The organism is Bordetella genomosp. 4 (assembly GCF_002261185.1).
Classification (GTDB): Bacteria; Pseudomonadota; Gammaproteobacteria; order Burkholderiales; family Burkholderiaceae_B; genus Bordetella_A.
Window position 1 is genome coordinate 58,719 of the sequence record NZ_NEVQ01000007.1, and the last position, 17,623, is coordinate 76,341.

Genomic DNA, 17,623 nt, shown 5'->3' on the forward strand with positions numbered 1-17,623 from the left:
AATGCAGCAGCAAAGCATCAATTTTGCCACGTTCGCACACCGATGCTGTCGCGGCCCATCTCCCGTGTTCAGGAAACAGGCTCTACACTACCGGCCATCATGGATATTGTTCCCCTCTTACTGGCTCGGATCCAGTTCACAGCCAGCCTCAGTTTTCTGGCGCTATTCATGGCCTTGGCGTTCGCGCTGGCCTGGTTGCTGCTGTTTTTCAAGTTGCGCGCGCACGGCACCGGGCAGGCCGGATGGACGGCTGCCTATCGGTTTTGGGTGCGTATTTTTGCCCTGTCGTTCGTGTTGGCATTGGCAGCCGGGCTGCCAGTGTTGATCCAGTTGGGCAGCCTATGGCCCGGCCTCATGGACAAAATCGGTAATGTGGCTGCGCCGCTGATCGGCTTCGGCGTGTTGTCGGTGTTTGTCCTGAAATCCTGTTTTCTGGGCGTGATGCTGTTTGGCCAGCGCCGGGTATCGAATTGGGTGCACACCTTTGCGGTGTTCATGGTCGCAGTGGGCCAGGCCGCGGCGTTGTTTTGGGTATTGGTATTGCAATCGTGGGTCCAGACTCCCGCCGGGGCGACGTTGATAGACGCGCGATACCGGGTGCTGGACTGGCAGGAGGTGATCTTCAATCCCTCTCTTAGCTGGAATCTCGGGCTGATGGCAGTGTGGTCGCTGCTGGCGGCTGCCTTCTTGATGCTGGGCATCACCGCGTTGCAAGCGTTGCGTCGTCCCCTGCAGGACGGAGAGCGCTGTACGTTCAAGACAGCATTGGTGGTGGCTGTGGTGGCCTCGGCGCTGCAGATCCCGGCTTTGAACGGCGCGGCACGGGTCATGGCTGAGCACCAGCCAGCCAAGGCCGCGGCGGCCGCGGGATATTGGAAAAGCGGCACGGTGCCGAGTTGGACGGTGGTGGGATTGCCCGACAGTCGAGCGGAGGCCAATCGCTACGACTGGACGCTCGAGCCGGCAGGCGGCGCGTGGTTGGGGCGTGATGAGCAGGGCCGTTATCTCGGGCTGGATAAATTTTCCGGTATGCGTCCGCCTGTAGGGCTGACGTTCTGGACGCTGCGCGTGATTCTGGTCTTGGGCGGATTGATGTTGTTTGTCTCGTGGGTCACAGCAGCGTTGACGCTGGCGCGCAAGCTGGATCCTGCAACTTTGCCGGCGTGGTGGCTGCGCTGCATGGTGGGCATGTTGTATAGCGGCGGACTGATGGTATTGGGGGGCGGCGTGTTTTCGTTGGTGGGCATGCAACCCTATGTCGTCAACGCCACCATTACGCAAACCGAAGTCCTCGGGACTGCCAGCACGACCTCGTTGGCGCTTGGGGTGGCGGGTTTCGGTGTGTTGTATATCGTGTTGATTGCTGCGTTTAACGGCATGTTGTTTCATGCGGCTCGTTACGGCGTGGTGCCGGTACGCAAACCCGGAGGAACGTCTCAATGATCGCCGCACTGGCTGCTTCCCTAGGCGTCAACGCCAACGATCCGACGTTCTGGATCCCGTTGGTGTTCATGGGGCTATTGTTTTTATTGATCATCGGCGGTGTGGTGCTTGATGGGTTTGATATTGGCGTGGGCATGTTGCTGCCTGTCGCGCCAGTCGATGAACGCGGGCGCATGATGGCGCTGCTGAGTCCCTGGCGCGACGCCAACGAGTTCTGGCCGCTGCTGGGCATAGGCTTGTTTGCCGCGGCCTTTCCGCTGGCGTGGGGCGTTATTTTCGGCAAGCTGTACGGGCCATTGGCGCTGATGGCCATGGGCATGATGTTGCGCAGTGTCTCGTTCGAGTTCCGGATTCGCGCTCGGGCCGAGTTGAAATCACGATGGGTGTTCGGGTTCTGGCTCGGGTCGTTGGCGACGGCATTCGGCCAGGGGCTGATATTGGGACGTATCGCCACGGGGTATCAGACGGAGGCAGGGTACGGGTGGTTTTCTGTGGTGATGGGCTTGTGTGTGGTGGCCGCCTATGTGCTGTTGGGTGCTGCCTGGCTCGTCATGCGCGTGGACGGGGATTTGCAACGGCGCGCGGCCCGCTGGGGACGTCATGCCATCCGCTGGACGGCTGTGGGGATGGTGGCGGCGTCGGTGATGCTGGGCTTGGCCAATGCCGGGATTTTCTACAAATGGAGCAATCCTGGGGGATTTGCGACGGTCGCAGGCGTCTGGGCGATCATGCTGCTGTGTTTCTCCGGCGCCGAGATGTTGCTGGCGCGTGTGCCCCGGGAGGATTCGCCTTATCAATGGCTGCCGTTTGTGTTGTGCATCGTGCTTTATTGGCTGATGCTGGCGGGGTTGGGGTATAGCTTGTTTCCCTATCTGATTCTGGATGATATGACGTTGTGGGATGGAACGGCGTCGATTGAGTCCATGCGGCTGGTGCTGTCGGCTGCGGTGGTGGGGGTGCCTGTGGTGTTGGTGTTCAATCTTTGGGCTTATCGGTCGGTGTTTGGGAAAGAACGGCGCGGGTGACCGTTGAGTCTGTGTTCGTACGTTCGGGGATTGGTTCTTCTGGCGTCGAGCCTGGGCAATCACCGTGTGGGGGCTTCGCGTGGTCGGTCGGCCGCCTGCGCGGCCGACACCGCTGCGTCAACCTCGTCGCTGCGCTCCTACGGTTTCCCTCGCTCGACCACGAGGCGCCCCCACACGGTGATTGCCCAGGCTCGACTCGCGATGTCTCAACTTCGCCGCATCGCTGGGACGGCTATCTTGCTTAGGCTTCGTGGGGCGGGTTTTTGCAAGGAAGAATATCTTGCAGGGTTGTTATTTTTGGCCGCCTACGGGCGCGGCCAAAAATAACGTTTGGGTGCCGTGTGTCGGAGGTTTGTGGTTGGCAGCCTTGGCATGCGTTGCTGTGAGTTCCTGCCGAGTGCCCAATGGCTATGCCGGCCCGTTGAGCGACGGGTAGTCCCCGAAGGGGACCTCGGCGCCTGGTGTTGCGCCGAGCCGTTGCGATAGGGCCGGCATAGCCATTGGGCACCCGGCAGGAACGTCTTTCCAGAGACACCCAAGACCAGCAAGCAACGCAACGTAAAACCAGTCGCAACGCAAAACCAGTCGCAACGCAAAACCAGTCAATAGCACCACAAAACCACAGCCCCAAAACCTACGCCGTCAATGGCAAACTGATCCGCACCAACAGCCCCCCGCTTTGGGCTTGCAGCAGAGCCAGTGTCCCACCATGCGCCCGGGCAATAGCATCGGCCAGCGCCAAGCCCAGCCCGACGTTGCCAGTGCGTGTACGAGCATCGTCCAGGCGGGCGAAGGGGCGTAAGGCCTCTGTACGGCGCTCTGGGGCGATGCCAGGGCCGTGATCCGCGACGTCGAGGATGGCGAATTGACCATCCCGTCGCAGGGTGATATCGATGGGCGGTTCACCGTGGTGCAGCGCGTTGCCGATGAGGTTGTCCAGCAGGCGGCCCAGCGCGACGGCGTCGCCTTGGACGGTCATGGCGTCTTCTGTAGCGTCCAGCGTGATGGCGGTGCCCGTGCTGGTCCAGCCGCCCACGCGATCCGCCAACCATTCGGGCAAGGATAGCGGGGCGTAGCGGTAGGCGGCCGGGTCTGTGCCGCGGACAAAGCCGATGAATTGGTCCACCATGTGCTGCATGTCCTGCAGGTCCTTGCGCAGGCCTTCTTTCAGGGCCGGATCATCGGCCATTTCGATGCGCAGCCACATGCGCGACAAGGGGCCTTTCAGATCGTGCGGCAGGCCGGAAAGCAGGGTGCGCCTCACTGAATCGGATTCGGCCAAGGCGTCCAGCATGGCGTTGAAACGTTCGCCGAGCGCACGGGTTTCCCGTGGGCCCGAGGGCTCTACTCGCTGGGGCTGCCCTGCCGCCAGATGGTCGGCGGCCTCGGCCAGGCGGGTCAGCGGGCGGGTGATGTGCCACGAAAAGCCTGCCGCGAGCAACAGGACCAGACCCAGTCCGCCTAACCATACGGCAACCATCGGGGTCGAGACGGAGGGATCCAGGCGCTCCAGCGGGATGACCAGCCATTCGCGCAGGCGGGGCGCGTCTTCGGTGTCCGCATTGCGAGCCAAGGATATGTAGATTTCGGGTTCCGGGCCGTGCGACAACGCGACGCGAGTACCATCGTTGAGCCGGTCATTGAGCTCACGGATGGGACCACGCAGGTCGCGCCTCAGATCGTCCTCCGGGGGAGGGGGGCGCGGACGCGCTGTGTCACGGCTTTGGATGCCGCCGTCGCCCGGCATGGCGGGGCGGCCTGGATTCGCAGGATTGCCCGGTGTCCGAAGATCGTTATCGCCGTTGTTGGAACGACGCGGAGGTGGCGGCGGCGGGGAGCGGCGGGGAGGGCGCTGCAATTGCGCCTCGGCGGGCAGTGTGCGCGACCAGAGCCGCCACTGGTTCTGCGAGGCATTGCGTACGAATTCGGCGCGGTCCTCGGCCGGGATTTGAGACAGAGACGCGCGTAATGTGCGGATGGTCGTGGCGATGTAGCCGATAGCGACGTCTTCGAGAAATTTCTGGCGATAGTAGGATACGGTGGTCAGGGTGGCCGCCTGGGCCAGCAGCACGGCGCCGAGCACGAGCAGAATCAGGCGCGTGCGCAGCGAGCGCGGTAATAGGAATCGGGTCAGACGGCGCATGCGTGGGCGGGTCGTTTAAGGCGAAAACCGATAGCCGATGCCCCAGACTGTCTGGATCCAGCGAGGTTGTTTGGGATCGTCTTCGATGGCGCGCCGCAGCCGCAGGATAGCAATATCGATGGCGCGGTCGTTGCGTTCGCCGCCGTCGTCGTCACGCGCCAGCGCCAACAGGCGTTCACGTGACAAGGGCTTGCCGGCGTTGCGAACGAGGGCTTCGAGCAGATTGATTTCCCCGCCGGTCAGTTTCACGGCCTCGCCGTCGCGCAACAGCTGGCGCATGGTGGGATCGAACGTAAAAGGACCAAACGTAACGGCAGCGTCTTTCGTCAAAGCCGAGGGGCCGCGCTTGCGCCGCAACACGGCTTCGATGCGAGCCAGCAGTTCCCGGGGATCAAAGGGCTTGCCCAAATAATCGTCGGCGCCGGCTTCCAGGCCGATGATGCGGTCCACGGCTTCGTCGCGCGCCGTCAGCAAAATGACCGGAATGTCTTCGCCTTGTTCCCGCAGCCGGCGGCAGGCGTCCGCGCCGTCGCCGCCTGGCAGCATGCGGTCCAGAACCAGGAGGTCGGGCGCATAGCGCGCGATGCGTGCGGTCAGGTCGCTGGCATCCGGCGCCAACAGGGTGTCGTACCCGTGGCGATTCAGGTAGTCAGCGAGCAGTTGCCGCAGGGCAGGGTCGTCGTCGACGACCAGCAGCTTGGTATGTGGTGTATCCATGTCGCCATAGTGGCCGGGGAACGGCCTGGGAGCAAGAGGAAGGAAACGGATTGAAATATACCGTGACTGACTGGCGCTTCACGAAAGCGGCATGGTATTTCACTAAAATGTAGATTGATCTTGGTATCTCTTGATGGGGGCTGAGCAGTACAGCGAATCGCTGAGGCGTCCATTGCCCTTTTATCTTCGCTGAGCATTTTTTGCTGCCGGGCCGCTCCAAGGCAAAAGCGCCCCCTTTTGGGGGCGCAAGCCGCAGGCGAGCGTGGGGGTTGTTTCTGGTGATGTTTCATTTGCAGGTGTTGGCGTGGTCTCGTGTTTCGCCCTCGCATGTGCGGATGCGCAGGCGGGGGGCAAGGGCACGGCTGGCGGCAGGGCTGGTGACGCGGCGGGTCCGGGCGAGCGGCACTGCCATGGCGGTGGCGCTTGCGATGGCAGGAGCATCGGCCATCGCAGAGGCACAACTGGTATCCGATGCGTTTTCGCCGGCGGCACCCGCGGCGAGCCAGCCCGCCACGTCATCGTTGGCGGCACAGTTCGATGCTTCGGACGACTATGACGTGTTTCAGCGGGCGGCGCGCGAGGGGATTCGGGTCTTGTCTCCCACTCAGTCCCTGCCTGTTGCACCGGTCGCCAACGTGCCGTTTCAGGAACTGCCTCTCGATCCTTCGCCTTGCCAGATGCAGCCTGCTGAGGGCCTGAAGGATGCGTCGTTGCTCGAGAGCCCGTCCCCTGCTGCACCGGAAAACGCCATAGGTACTGTGGACGCTGATCATGGGAATGCGCCTCCGCCAGACAGCAGTCCCGGCGGCCCATCGGCTGTGAGCGAGGTGCCTGCGGACCCGCCCGCTGCCTTGCCCGTCGAGTGCGCCAATCTATTTCCGGACATTGTCCCTGTCCCTGAACAGGAATATTCCTTTGGCCTGGAGACCGTGGATCCTTCGCTGCAAGAGCCTGTGGTGGTGGTGACCTCAGGCCATCCCTCCACGCGTCCCTGGTTTTCGGCAGTGGGCTCGCAGCAGGGGTTTTCCTATAGTGGCGGACAATGGACCTATCGCGATACGGTAGGCCCCACTGTCTCGATGGGCAACTTGACGGCGAATGCCCCGATCTGGGGCAGCGCTGTTCCGATTGGCGGGTTGCAGGTGTCCTCGAGCTGGAGCGGAGGAGCGCAGACCCTGGCACAGGGCGCTTTTGCCTATTCTTCTGCGGTGGGCCGGCTCAACTACACGGATACCACGGCCTCGGCCGGGGCGATTGATTATGGCGTGACTGCGGGTAGTGGCTCGTTGCGATATGGTCTGACGCCCAAGCTGACGCTTGAAAGCCAGATGCAAAGCGCTCCGGACATGTCGACCCATGGGCTGGGTACGACTTATGCCGCCGGCGATCTCGGTACGTTCCAGATGGGCGCCACACAGAGCAATTTCGATCACGTCAATGCGTGGCGATATCGCTTTGGCTACAACGTCAATCTGGCCGAGTCCGTCAGCCTGGCCGTGACGAATGAGCAGATCGGAGCAGGATTTGGCGATTTGTCGGATTACCGCAGCGGCGCGGTTGGAGCACCGACCATGCGTAATACCCTGGCAGCGGGCGTGCCTCTGCGAGGGTGGGGGACGTTGACGGGGAGCTATACGGGTACCCGGGAAAGCGGCGTCGCGGTCGAGCAGCGCTTCGGGTTGGAACACAGTATGCTGGTTGCCCCCAGCGTCCGGCTGGCAGTCGGTGCAGATCGCGACGTGGTGACGGGCGATTACGAGATGCGCGCGGGCATCACTATGCCGGTTGATGCCTTTATGCGTGGCCGATGGCTCCCATGGTAGTGATGAATTTGTGCGCCCGGCGCCCCAGCCGGTGCAATGAGGCTTAAAATCGCCGCCATGACGTTTTCCGCTACTCCCCATGTCTGACCCCCGCGCCCAGGACGTCCTGCAGCGCGTTTTCGGCTACGAATCCTTCCGCGGCGACCAGCAGGCCATTGTCGATCATGTGATCGCAGGGGGCGATGCCCTCGTATTGATGCCCACTGGCGGCGGCAAGTCGCTGTGCTATCAGGTCCCCGCGTTGGTGCGCCAGGGGACCGGTATCGTGGTGTCTCCGTTGATTGCCTTGATGCAGGACCAGGTCGATGCCTTGACCGAGCTGGGGGTACGGGCCGCGTTTCTGAATTCCACACAAGACTGGCGGGTGGCGCGCGAGGTCGAGCAGGCCTTTATCGATGGCGAGCTTGATCTGTTGTACGTTGCGCCCGAGCGATTGCTGACGGACCGTTGTCTGCAACTGCTCGAACGCGGCCGTATTGCGCTATTCGCCATCGACGAGGCCCACTGCGTATCGCAATGGGGGCACGATTTCCGGCCGGAATATCTCGGCTTGTCGATGTTGCACGAGCGTTGGCCCGAGGTGCCGCGCATCGCTTTGACGGCCACGGCGACCGCCGCGACGCGCGTGGAGATTGCCCAGCGCCTCGCGTTGGATCAGGCCGAGCATTTTGTTGCGAGCTTTGACCGCCCCAATATCCGCTATCGCATCGTCGAGAAAAATGAGGTGCGCCGTCAGTTGCTGGATCTGATCCGTTCCGAGCACGAGGGCGATTCCGGCGTGGTGTATTGCCTGTCGCGCGCACGCGTGGAGGAAACCGCTGATTTTCTCTGTCAGAACGGCATCAGTGCGCTGCCCTATCACGCTGGCTTGAGCACGGCAGTGCGAGCTGCAAATCAGTCACGTTTCCTGCGCGAAGACGGTATCGTCATGGTCGCGACTATTGCTTTTGGCATGGGAATCGACAAGCCCGACGTCCGTTTCGTCGCCCATATTGATTTGCCCAAATCCGTCGAAGGCTATTACCAGGAAACCGGCCGTGCGGGCCGTGACGGCCTGCCTGCTACGGCGTGGCTGGCGTACGGTCTGCAGGACGTGGTGCAACAGCGCCGGATGATCGACGAGTCCCAGGGCGACGAAGCCTATCGCCGCCGCCTCGGACAGCAACTCGATGCCATGTTGGGTTTGTGCGAGACGGTAGAGTGCCGGCGCGTGCGGCTGTTAGCCTATTTTGGGCAGACCATTACGGCCTGCGGCAATTGCGATGTCTGCCTAGAGCCGCCTCAGGCCTGGGACGGCACCGTAGCAGCACAAAAGGTCCTGTCTGCCGTCTATCGCCTCTGGAAAGAGCGCGGGCAGCGTTATGGGGCCGGGCATATCATCGACATCCTGCGCGGCAAGAGCACCGACCGTACACGGCAGCATGGGCATGAGACCCTGAGTGTATTTGGCGTGGGCGCCGACCTGTCGGATAACGCCTGGCGCGGCGTTTTACGGCAATTACTGGCGCAGGGCCTGTTGACTGTGGATAACGAGGGATTTGGCACCTTGGCCTTGACCGAAGGCAGCCGTGCCGTCCTCAAGGGCGAGCGTCAGCTGATGTTGCGGCGCGAGTCCGAAAAGAAACCTCGCGGTTCGAAATCGAGTACGCGCACACGTGCACCGGTCATTGATCTGCCGCCAGAGGCTATGCCGCTGTTCAACGCCTTGCGCAACTGGCGCGGAGAGGTCGCGAAAAACCACGGCGTGCCTGCCTACGTGATTTTCCATGACGCGACATTGCGTGAGATTGCCCTGGCCAAACCGGCGTCTCTGGAGGACCTGGGGCACATCAGTGGCGTGGGCGTACGCAAACTCGAAGCCTACGGCGACGATATTTTGCGATTGGTGGAATAGGCTGCGTTTCGAAACGCAGCCTATCCGAGCAGGTTTTCCGGACTATTTGCCGAACAGATCCGCATTATCCGAAGGCGGCGCCAATCCCAAGTGCCGCCATGTAGTCAGCGTGGCGGTGCGGCCCCGAGGCGTCCGCTGCAGATAGCCGTGTTGAATCAGATAGGGCTCGATGACGTCTTCGATGGTGTCGCGTTCTTCGCCTATGGCAGCCGCCAGGCTGTCTACACCTACCGGGCCGCCGTCGAATTTATGAATGATGGCTTCCAGCAGTTTGCGGTCCATCAGGTCCAGGCCCTGCGGATCGACCTCCAGCATGGCCAAGGCGCGGCCCGCCGAGTCGGCATCAATCACGCCGTGGGATTTGACCTCGGCATAATCGCGCACGCGGCGCAGCAGGCGGTTGGCAATGCGCGGGGTGCCGCGGGCGCGACGCGCGACTTCGGCCGCGCCATCAGGGGTGATCTCGGCATTGAGCAGGCCGGCGCTGCGCGTCACGATGCGTGCCAGATCGTCGGCGTTATAGAACTCCAGGCGCGACACAATGCCAAAGCGATCGCGCAAGGGGTTGGTCAACATGCCTGCACGTGTGGTGGCGCCCACTAGCGTAAACGGTTGCAGATCCAGCTTGACGCTGCGGGCAGCTGGGCCTTCGCCGATCAGAATGTCGATCTGAAAGTCTTCCAGGGCCGGGTACAGAATTTCTTCGACTACCGGCGACAGGCGATGGATCTCGTCGATGAACAGCACGTCGTTCTTTTCGAGGTTCGTCAGCAGTGCTGCCAAATCACCAGGGCGCTCAAGCACCGGACCGGAGGTCTGACGCAATTGCACCCCCATTTCGTGGGCGATGATGTGGGCCAACGTCGTCTTGCCCAATCCAGGCGGTCCGAACAGCAGGACGTGATCCAGCGCCTCGCCCCGCTTGCGAGCCGCAGCGATGAAGATCTCGAGCTGCTCTCGCGCCCGTTGCTGCCCCACGTACTCTTGCAACGCCTTGGGCCGCAAGGCGCGTTCAATGGATTCCTCGTTGGGCGACACCGGTTGCGGCGCGACCAATCGAGGCGAGTCGGGCAAAGAAGAAAGCGAGTCAGACTGGATGGCCATAGTTCAGAGTGGGGGCGGCGTCGTGCAAAAGACAGGGCAAAAATAAAAGGCGCCGGCACGTGAGCATCGTACACCACGGGAGCGGCGGCGGTGGCCGATGACGGCGGACGCGGACAGCCGATGGTGAGACCCGCGGCAGGGCGCTACGACCGGGCTCGATAGCCGCGCGGACTGTGTCCGGCGGCAGCATCGGCGACTGCGAAGCATGACGGCGCTGACGATGCGGCAAACAAAAGATATCATTTCCGGATTCCCTCACCTTGCTTTTCCAGGAATCTCATGTCCGCTGCATTGCCTACCTACGAAGACGTTGTCCGCGCCAGCGAAATCCTGGCCGGCGCAGCACATCGCACGCCTGTGCTGGTTTCATCCACTGCCAATGCACGCACGGGCGCCCAGGTGTTTTTCAAATGCGAAAATTTTCAGCGCATGGGGGCGTTCAAGTTCCGCGGCGGTTACAACGCGATTGCCCAGCTGACGCCCGAGCAACGCGCTGCCGGGGTAGTGACATTTTCGTCAGGCAATCACGCGCAAGCCATCGCTCTGGCGTCACGAGAACTTGGCGTGCGCGCCACCATCATCATGCCTCACGACGCCCCTGCGGCCAAGCGTGCCGCCACGGAGGGCTATGGCGGGCAGGTGGTGACGTATGACCGCTACCAGGATGACCGTGAGGCCGTCGCGCGCCGCATTCAGCAGGAAACCGGTGCAACGCTGATTCCCCCGTACGATCATCGTGATGTGATTGCGGGGCAGGGCACGGCCGCCAAAGAATTATTCGATGATGTGGGTCCTCTGGACGCGTTGTTCGTTTGCCTGGGCGGCGGCGGCTTGCTGGCAGGCTCGATTCTGTCGGCCAAAGCCCTCAGTCCGGATTGCGAGGTGTATGGCGTCGAGCCGGAGGCGGGCAACGACGGGCAGCAATCGCTGCGTAAAGGTGAAATCGTGCGTATTCCTGCGCCGAAGTCGTTGGCTGACGGCGCTGTGACTACGCATCTGGGGCAGTTGACCTTTCCTATTATTCAACAGGGTGTCAAAGACATCGTTACTGTGACCGACGATCAATTGGTCGACACAATGAAGTTCTTTGCGGAGCGCATGAAAATGGTGGTCGAGCCCACAGGCTGTCTGTCGACAGCCGCGGTGTTGCAACAGATCGTGGCCGTGCCCGGCAAGCGGGTCGGCGTCATCATCAGCGGCGGCAACGTCGATCTTGCGCAGTATGGCCGCCTGCTGGCCGGGTGATAGGCGTTGACGCATACCGGCTCGATGCTTTCGGATGCTGGCACATTTATTCCAAGCGGTCCTGGGTCACCGTTCAGTAGCATCAATGATCGTTGTACGGGCTAGGTAGCCCTGAGGAGCGCGGCTGCCTGGCGTACGGCGATCACAGTGTGGTCGTCAGTTCATCGCACCAATGCCTTGAGAGCCAGGCGTATCCCGTCAGACACGCTTGTGCCTTCCGGCAAGGTCTTGAGCGCAGTTTGAGACTCTTTATCCGAGTATCCCAGCGCCAACAACGCATTCAAAATATCCGTCTGCGTATCGGGCAAGGCGTGTACCGTCGCGCCAATGTCCGCGCCCAGCTTGCCGCGCATTTCCAACAGCAGGCGTTCCGCAGTTTTCTTGCCGATGCCTGGCACCCGCGTCAGTCTGCCCGGTTCCTGCAATGTGATGGCCTGTGCCAGATCGCTCACTGACAAACCTGACAGCACCGCCAAGGCAGTGCGGGCGCCGATGCCGCTGACCTTGATCAACTCGCGAAACGCACTGCGTTCATTGGCCGAGGCAAAGCCATACAAAATATGCGCGTCCTCGCGTACCGTCAGATGTGTATAGAGCGTGACTCGAGCCCCTAGCTCGGGCAGCCCATAGAGCGTGCTCATTGGGACTTCGATGTCATAGCCCACGCCGTTGACGTCCACGCATAGCGTGGGCGGGAGTTTTTCGATCAGGGTTCCGGTGATGCGTCCGATCATGGTGACAATGCCAGCAAACAGGTGAGAAAGGGCGTGGATGATACGCCGCGTATGGTCGGCATTCTACGCGGGATGAGGCGACTACCGGCTGTCTTGTATCCAGACCGAAACGTTGGCGCGCGCCGGCATGCCAGCATTTGGCGGACTGTCTGGCTGCGCCAGGAAATTAACGCACCACCCGGCCGGCACGTACCCGGGCCCGGCCGCTGCCGCGGCCCAGCATGTCAGCATTTGCCAGACTACCCAGCCGTGCCTGCAGCGGGCCGACGTGAGCGTGACAAATAGCGCAAGCCAAGGCATCTGCCGAGTCGGGCGCCGGCGTGCCATCCAGCGACAGCAAGCGTTGCACCATCATCTGCACCTGTTCTTTTGCCGCTCGGCCGGTGCCTACCACGGCCTTTTTGATTTGCAGCGCAGTGTATTCGTGCACGGCCAACTCGCTGTCTGCGAGCGCGCAGAGCGCAGCGCCACGCGCTTGTCCCAACAATAACGTCGAGGCAGGGTTGGTATTCAGAAACACGATTTCCAGCGCGGCGACATCCGGCTGAGTGTCGCGCGCCACTTGGCGCAGATTGTCCAGGATGACCTTCAGGCGCTCAGGCAGCGATAGCGCCGGCGGCACCACGATGGTGCCGCTGGCGACATAACGCAGCCGCATGCCCTCGGCATCGATCACACCGAAACCGGTGCGGCGTAATCCAGGGTCGATGCCGAGAACTCGCATCAGTGGCGGAAATGACGCGTGCCGGTCAGGACCATGGCGATGCCATGCTCGTCGGCAGCAGCGATCACTTCGTCATCGCGGACGCTGCCACCGGGCTGGATCACGCAGGTTGCGCCTGCTGCGACCACCACATCCAGTCCATCGCGGAACGGGAAGAACGCATCGGACGCCACGGCCGAACCCTGCAACGTCAGGCCGGCGTTTTCCGCCTTGATCGAGGCAATGCGAGCCGAATCAATACGGCTCATCTGGCCCGCGCCTACGCCCAGGGTCATGCCGCCGCCGACGAACACAATGGCGTTGGACTTGACGTACTTGGCGACTTTCCAGGCGAATGCCAGGTCGTTCATTTCCTGTTCGGTAGGTTGACGCTTGGTCACGACCTTGAGGGCGTCGCTCGGCACTTGGTAAGCGTCGGGCGTTTGCACCAGCCAGCCGCCGCCCACGCGTTTGATATCGAAATCGTTCTGGCCTGTGCCAGCGGGGATTTCGAGGACGCGGACGTTTTTCTTGGCGGCCAGGACTGCCAGCGCGGCGCCGTCATAGGCAGGGGCCAGCAGGACTTCCAGGAACTGGCTGCTGACAGCTTCGGCCGTTGCGGCATCGACCGGGCGGTTAAAGGCGATGATGCCGCCAAACGCCGAGGTCGGATCCGTCTTGAAGGCTTGCTGATAGGCATGCAGCGGGTCTTGCGCGACCGCGACGCCGCACGGGTTGGCGTGTTTGACGATGACGCATGCCGGCGTGTCAAAGCTGCGCACACATTCCCACGCCGCGTCGGCATCGGCGATGTTGTTGTACGACAGTTCTTTACCCTGCAACTGGCGATAGTTGCCCAGCAGGCCGGCTGCGCGTGTCGAATCGACATAGAACGCGGCCTTTTGGTGAGGGTTTTCGCCATAGCGCAGGGCTTGGGCCTGTTGCACCTGCAGCGTCAGCGTGCGAGGCCAATCCAATCGAGCCGGAACGGCGTCCTGGGCGGGCGAGGGCTCGGCCAGGCTGGTCAAATAGGCCGCAATCGCGCCATCGTAGGACGCGGTATGCGCGTAGGTCTTGGCGGCCAGCTCCAGGCGCAACGCATACGAGGTGCTGCCGGTCTGGTCGATTTCTTTCAGCACGCGCGAGTAGTCGGTCGGGTCGATCACGACGGTGACGCCGCCGGCTTCCGTGCCGTGATTCTTGGCGGCCGCACGCAGCATGGCCGGGCCGCCGATATCGATGTTTTCCACCGCATCGGCAAAACTGCAGTCCGGTTTGGCAATGGTTTCCCGGAACGGGTACAGATTGACGACCAACATGTCGATACGATCGATGCCGTGCTGGGCGATGGTGTCCAGGTGCTCCGCGCTGTCACGGCGAGCCAGCAGGCCGCCATGGATCTTGGGGTGCAGCGTCTTGACCCGGCCGTCGAGGATCTCGGGTGAGCCGGTGTGCGTTGCGACTTCCGTGACAGTCAGGCCGGAATCGGCCAGCAGGCGGGCCGTGCCCCCGGTGGATAGCAGGCGTACGCCACGCGCAGCCAGGGCGCGGGCGAATTCGACGATGCCGGTCTTATCGGACACCGAGAGCAGGGCAGTTTCGATTTTCATGGTTGGGTTGGGGGGATAGAAAAAAGCGTTCAGAGGCGCAGCGCGTGGCAAGCTTACGGCTGGATGTTGTGTGCCTGGAGTTTCTTGCGCAGGGTATTACGGGTGATGCCCAGTATTTCAGAGGCGCGGGATTGGTTGCCGCCGGAACGTTCCAGCGCGACTTCGAGCACCGGGCGTTCGACGCAACGCATCACCATGTCCCACATGTCGTGGGGCTCGGAGTCACCCAGGTCTTCGAAATAGCGCGCCAGGCTGGCGCGCACGCAGTCTTCCAGGACATCATTCTTACTCATTTGTACAGATTTTATAGTTGGAGGTGGGAGGCGGATCACGCCGCCAGCAGCGGTTGCGCGGCGAAAACCGGTGGTGCCGGGTCGCCGCGGGTGAGTTCGTCGAACCAGTCCGACACCGCCCGCCATTGCTCGTGCGTGTTATCGATCTGGTTCATGCGGTCGCAAAACAGGTCTGCGCCGGGCAGGCCTTCTACGTACCAGCCTATGTGTTTGCGTGCCGATCGGACACCGGTATGTTCACCGTAAAAACGGTAATGATCGTCCAGATGCTCGAGCAGCAGGTCGCGCATTTCTACGTAGGACGGCGGCGCCAACGTCTCTCCGGTGCGCAGATAGTGATCAATCTCGCGGAAAATCCACGGTCGACCTTGCGCAGCCCGGCCGATCATGACGGCATCGGCGCCGGTGTAATCCAGCACATAGCGCGCTTTTTCAGGGGAATCGATGTCGCCGTTGGCGACGACTGGAATGGATAGTTCGGCCTTGACAGCGCGTATCGTGTCGTACTCGGCTTCGCCGGTATAGAGATCGGCACGCGTGCGGCCATGCAGCGCCAGGGCGGCTATGCCGGCATCCTGGGCGCGTCGCGCCACGCGCAGTGCGTTGCGATGCTCGCGATCCCATCCGGTGCGGGTCTTCAGCGTGACGGGCACGCCCAATGGCGCGCATGCCTCTACGACCGCATCCAGTATGCGGGATACCAGGTCTTCGTCGCGCAGCAGGGCCGAGCCCGAAGCCAGGCTACACACTTTCTTGGCCGGGCAACCCATATTGATATCGATGATGCGCGCGCCGCGTTCGGCATTGAACGCGGCCGCTTCGGCCATCATGGCAGGGTCGGCGCCTGCAATCTGGACCGCCACGGGGGCGATTTCACCGTCATGATTCAAACGGCGGGAAGTCTTGACGCTGTCCCACAGGCGCGGGTTGCTCGCGGCCATTTCCGACACGGCATAGCCCGCCCCCAGCCGTTTACATAATTGACGGAAAGGACGATCCGTCACCCCCGCCATGGGGGCGACCAGAACATTATTGGAAAGGGTCCACGGGCCGATACGCATGCGCACATTTTAACCGACCGGGAGGGTGTCTTTTGGCACGACACAGGTCATTCCCCTATTTTGTGCGTAATCCTCAGGTCCCGGGAGCGCCGATTTGCCGCCGATATCAGCGCGCCTTCGGGGCTTCGCTGTCACGCGGACTGAGGGGTGTGAGGCTTGTCCGACATGCGCTAGGAACGCAAACCCTGTAACAGGTGACGTGCCAAGGGGGCCCGCAGCGGCGCAGCCAGATCCAATGCCAGCAAACCCGCCCCGCAGGCGTGCTCGATAGGTGCAAACCCCGTTGCAAAGGCGCGGGGCATCAAATCGGTCAGTCCCGCCGTAATCCAACGGTCAGCGAGGCGTGAATTGGCGAATTCCGCCAGCTTGGCGCCTGGATCGCCCGCAGGAGAACTCAGCCAGCCGGACAGCACCTGCGCCAGGCGCGCGGCGTCGCGCAACCCGAGGTTCAGCCCCTGGCCTGCCACCGGGTGCAAAGTCTGGGCCGCATTGCCTATCGCGACGACTCGGCCTTCGACCAGCGTGCGCCGCGCACTGAGCGCCAAGGGAAATACGTGGCGTGGTGCATCGCTGGACAGGCGGCCTAGCCGAGTCCCGAATGCCGTACTCAAGGCAGACGAGAACGCCGCATCATCCAGCCGCACCAGTTCAGCAGCACGCTCGGGCGCGCTGCACCAGACGACTGAATAGCCCTGCGCATTGAGAGGGTGAGGGAGCAAGGCCAACGGCCCTTCGCGTGTGAAGCGTTCCCACGCCCAGGCGGGGCGAGGCAGCGTCGCCTGAGCGCTCGTGACAATGGCATGCTGGCTATATTCGCGCCGTACATCGGCGCCGCCGCTGCCATCGGATAGCACGGCGACGCTGCACAGCAGCTCCGTGTCGCCCTGTCGAACTTGAATTCTCTGGCTATCCTGGCGGTGGACATGGGCCGGCGGACCATGCAGCACCGTTACACCGCTGCCCTTGACGCAGTTTTGCAGCGTGGCGTGCAATTCGGCATACGACACGACGCTGCCCAGGCGCGGCACCTGGAAATCATCGCAATGAATAACTGTGCTGCCCAGCCGTCCGCGCTGGGAGACGTGAACATGGCGGATATCTGCGGCCCGGCCTGGCCAGGCCTGCAAAGATTCCAACAAGACCCGGCTGCCGTGGTTCATCGCCAGCACACGGGGATCCGTCGCGGGGGAAGGCGCCTGCGCGGCCGGCGCTGCTGATCCTGCCAGCAAGGCAATGCGTTGCGGTTGCGCGGTATGCCGTGCTAGCAAGAGGGCCAGCACATGGCCAACCGGGCCTGCGCCCAAAATCGCGATATCGTAAGCAGACTGAGTCATCGCCGAATTTTACCGCCCACCTTTACAATCTCACCATGACATCCGTCCCATTCTCCACGCCCGCAGCAATGCCTCGTCCTCGCAACAAAGTCGTGCTGGGCTTGCTCGCCTGTTTTCTTGGTGGATTCGGCGCGCATTGGTGGTACCTGAGGCGGCGTTATGCCTGGCTGGTGACGCTGGCTGCCGTCGTTTGCCTGGTGGCGGCGACGCAGTTTCCGGTGTGGTACGACAATCCCGCGTTTTTCCTGTTGTTCATCCCGATGATCGACGGTTTCATCGAGGGGGTGGTATTCAGCCTCATGCCGGACGAGAAATTCGATCGCCTGTATCACCCCGGTCAGGGGCGGGTGACCCATACAGGACTGGGGCCGGTGTTGGTGGCGATTGTCGGGACATTGGTGGGCGCCACCGTTGGCATGTTCGCCATCGCCATGGTGGTGGTATACACCTGGACGGCGATGGGGTGGCTGGACGGATACGTGCTGTAGCCGTTT

The 17,623-nt window shown here is 62.3% G+C and carries 15 protein-coding genes; 6 read left to right on the forward strand and 9 right to left on the reverse strand.

The genetic code is table 11. The features are described 5' to 3' along the window. Positions 1-99: 99 nt before the first annotated feature. Together CAL20_RS05025 and CAL20_RS05030 are read left to right on the forward strand one after the other, a co-directional pair. Positions 100-1,443, forward strand: coding sequence for a cytochrome ubiquinol oxidase subunit I (locus CAL20_RS05025; RefSeq protein ID WP_094837348.1), 1,344 nt, complete (start codon positions 100-102; stop codon positions 1,441-1,443). Then, positions 1,440-2,468: a cytochrome d ubiquinol oxidase subunit II gene (locus CAL20_RS05030; protein WP_094819986.1), complete on the forward strand. Its 1,029-nt coding sequence runs from the start codon at positions 1,440-1,442 to the stop codon at positions 2,466-2,468. The genes CAL20_RS05025 and CAL20_RS05030 overlap by 4 nt, the downstream gene beginning before the upstream one ends. A gap of 634 nt (positions 2,469-3,102) precedes the next feature. Here the strand turns inward: CAL20_RS05030 and CAL20_RS05035 are convergent. Then, on the reverse strand, positions 3,103-4,611 hold the full coding sequence (locus CAL20_RS05035) for an ATP-binding protein (RefSeq protein ID WP_094837349.1): 1,509 nt from the start codon (positions 4,609-4,611) through the stop codon (positions 3,103-3,105). A 15-nt stretch (positions 4,612-4,626) separates the two neighbouring features. Beyond that, positions 4,627-5,328 carry a response regulator gene (locus tag CAL20_RS05040; protein ID WP_094819988.1) on the reverse strand — a complete coding sequence of 234 codons (702 nt, stop codon included), beginning with the start codon at positions 5,326-5,328 and terminating at the stop codon, positions 4,627-4,629. Between the two features lie 428 nt (positions 5,329-5,756). Between CAL20_RS05040 and CAL20_RS05045 the strand changes: the two genes are divergently transcribed. Together CAL20_RS05045 and recQ are read left to right on the forward strand one after the other, a co-directional pair. Then, on the forward strand, positions 5,757-7,151 hold the full coding sequence (locus tag CAL20_RS05045) for a fimbrial protein (RefSeq protein ID WP_256981342.1): 1,395 nt from the start codon (positions 5,757-5,759) through the stop codon (positions 7,149-7,151). Between the two features lie 79 nt (positions 7,152-7,230). Beyond that, positions 7,231-9,045: a DNA helicase RecQ gene (gene recQ / locus CAL20_RS05050; RefSeq protein WP_094819989.1), complete on the forward strand. Its 1,815-nt coding sequence runs from the start codon at positions 7,231-7,233 to the stop codon at positions 9,043-9,045. A 42-nt stretch (positions 9,046-9,087) separates the two neighbouring features. Here recQ and ruvB read toward each other — a convergent pair whose 3' ends face one another. Continuing rightward, positions 9,088-10,149, reverse strand: coding sequence for a Holliday junction branch migration DNA helicase RuvB (gene ruvB, locus CAL20_RS05055; protein ID WP_094819990.1), 1,062 nt, complete (start codon positions 10,147-10,149; stop codon positions 9,088-9,090). A gap of 279 nt (positions 10,150-10,428) precedes the next feature. Between ruvB and CAL20_RS05060 the strand changes: the two genes are divergently transcribed. Continuing rightward, positions 10,429-11,394 (forward strand): threo-3-hydroxy-L-aspartate ammonia-lyase, encoded by a 966-nt coding sequence (locus CAL20_RS05060; protein ID WP_094819991.1) that lies wholly within the window; start codon positions 10,429-10,431, stop codon positions 11,392-11,394. A 161-nt stretch (positions 11,395-11,555) separates the two neighbouring features. Here the strand turns inward: CAL20_RS05060 and ruvA are convergent, their stop codons facing one another. The 6 genes from ruvA to CAL20_RS05090 all read right to left on the reverse strand — a co-directional run bounded on the left by ruvA (position 11,556) and on the right by CAL20_RS05090 (position 17,129). Further along, the gene (gene ruvA / locus CAL20_RS05065) at positions 11,556-12,128 is read right to left on the reverse strand and encodes a Holliday junction branch migration protein RuvA (protein WP_094819992.1); all 573 of its coding nucleotides are present in this window, start codon (positions 12,126-12,128) and stop codon (positions 11,556-11,558) included. Positions 12,129-12,294: 166 nt separating this feature from the next. Next, positions 12,295-12,852 carry a crossover junction endodeoxyribonuclease RuvC gene (gene ruvC, locus CAL20_RS05070; RefSeq protein ID WP_094819993.1) on the reverse strand — a complete coding sequence of 186 codons (558 nt, stop codon included), beginning with the start codon at positions 12,850-12,852 and terminating at the stop codon, positions 12,295-12,297. Next, positions 12,852-14,441 (reverse strand): bifunctional phosphoribosylaminoimidazolecarboxamide formyltransferase/IMP cyclohydrolase, encoded by a 1,590-nt coding sequence (purH, locus tag CAL20_RS05075; protein WP_094819994.1) that lies wholly within the window; start codon positions 14,439-14,441, stop codon positions 12,852-12,854. The genes ruvC and purH overlap by 1 nt, the downstream gene beginning before the upstream one ends. Positions 14,442-14,494: 53 nt before the next feature. Next, complete coding sequence (locus CAL20_RS05080; protein ID WP_094819995.1) at positions 14,495-14,734, reverse strand: helix-turn-helix domain-containing protein; 240 nt, start codon at positions 14,732-14,734, stop codon at positions 14,495-14,497. 35 nt (positions 14,735-14,769) lie between these two features. Further along, a complete protein-coding gene (gene dusB, locus CAL20_RS05085; protein ID WP_176456446.1) occupies positions 14,770-15,795 on the reverse strand; it encodes a tRNA dihydrouridine synthase DusB in 1,026 nt (341 codons plus the stop codon). Positions 15,796-15,965: 170 nt separating this feature from the next. Then, on the reverse strand, positions 15,966-17,129 hold the full coding sequence (locus tag CAL20_RS05090; protein WP_094819997.1) for a UbiH/UbiF/VisC/COQ6 family ubiquinone biosynthesis hydroxylase: 1,164 nt from the start codon (positions 17,127-17,129) through the stop codon (positions 15,966-15,968). Positions 17,130-17,164: 35 nt separating this feature from the next. On the opposite strand from CAL20_RS05090, the gene CAL20_RS05095 reads away from it, so the two are divergent. After that, positions 17,165-17,617 (forward strand): TM2 domain-containing protein, encoded by a 453-nt coding sequence (locus CAL20_RS05095; protein WP_094819998.1) that lies wholly within the window; start codon positions 17,165-17,167, stop codon positions 17,615-17,617. The last annotated feature ends 6 nt before the right edge of the window (positions 17,618-17,623 follow it).

What these genes read in the sequence shown, in the direction of transcription:
- ruvA (WP_094819992.1), bottom strand. Translation starts at nt 12,128, where the DNA reads ATGATCGGACGCATCACCGGAACCCTGATCGAAAAACTCCCGCCCACG.
- CAL20_RS05090 (WP_094819997.1), bottom strand. Translation starts at nt 17,129, where the DNA reads ATGACTCAGTCTGCTTACGATATCGCGATTTTGGGCGCAGGCCCGGTT.
- CAL20_RS05030 (WP_094819986.1), top strand. Translation starts at nt 1,440, where the DNA reads ATGATCGCCGCACTGGCTGCTTCCCTAGGCGTCAACGCCAACGATCCG.
- ruvC (WP_094819993.1), bottom strand. Translation starts at nt 12,852, where the DNA reads ATGCGAGTTCTCGGCATCGACCCTGGATTACGCCGCACCGGTTTCGGT.
- recQ (WP_094819989.1), top strand. Translation starts at nt 7,231, where the DNA reads ATGTCTGACCCCCGCGCCCAGGACGTCCTGCAGCGCGTTTTCGGCTAC.
- CAL20_RS05095 (WP_094819998.1), top strand. Translation starts at nt 17,165, where the DNA reads ATGACATCCGTCCCATTCTCCACGCCCGCAGCAATGCCTCGTCCTCGC.
- CAL20_RS05040 (WP_094819988.1), bottom strand. Translation starts at nt 5,328, where the DNA reads ATGGATACACCACATACCAAGCTGCTGGTCGTCGACGACGACCCTGCC.
- purH (WP_094819994.1), bottom strand. Translation starts at nt 14,441, where the DNA reads ATGAAAATCGAAACTGCCCTGCTCTCGGTGTCCGATAAGACCGGCATC.
- CAL20_RS05060 (WP_094819991.1), top strand. Translation starts at nt 10,429, where the DNA reads ATGTCCGCTGCATTGCCTACCTACGAAGACGTTGTCCGCGCCAGCGAA.
- ruvB (WP_094819990.1), bottom strand. Translation starts at nt 10,149, where the DNA reads ATGGCCATCCAGTCTGACTCGCTTTCTTCTTTGCCCGACTCGCCTCGA.
- CAL20_RS05035 (WP_094837349.1), bottom strand. Translation starts at nt 4,611, where the DNA reads ATGCGCCGTCTGACCCGATTCCTATTACCGCGCTCGCTGCGCACGCGC.
- CAL20_RS05025 (WP_094837348.1), top strand. Translation starts at nt 100, where the DNA reads ATGGATATTGTTCCCCTCTTACTGGCTCGGATCCAGTTCACAGCCAGC.
- CAL20_RS05080 (WP_094819995.1), bottom strand. Translation starts at nt 14,734, where the DNA reads ATGAGTAAGAATGATGTCCTGGAAGACTGCGTGCGCGCCAGCCTGGCG.
- CAL20_RS05045 (WP_256981342.1), top strand. Translation starts at nt 5,757, where the DNA reads ATGGCAGGAGCATCGGCCATCGCAGAGGCACAACTGGTATCCGATGCG.
- dusB (WP_176456446.1), bottom strand. Translation starts at nt 15,795, where the DNA reads ATGCGTATCGGCCCGTGGACCCTTTCCAATAATGTTCTGGTCGCCCCC.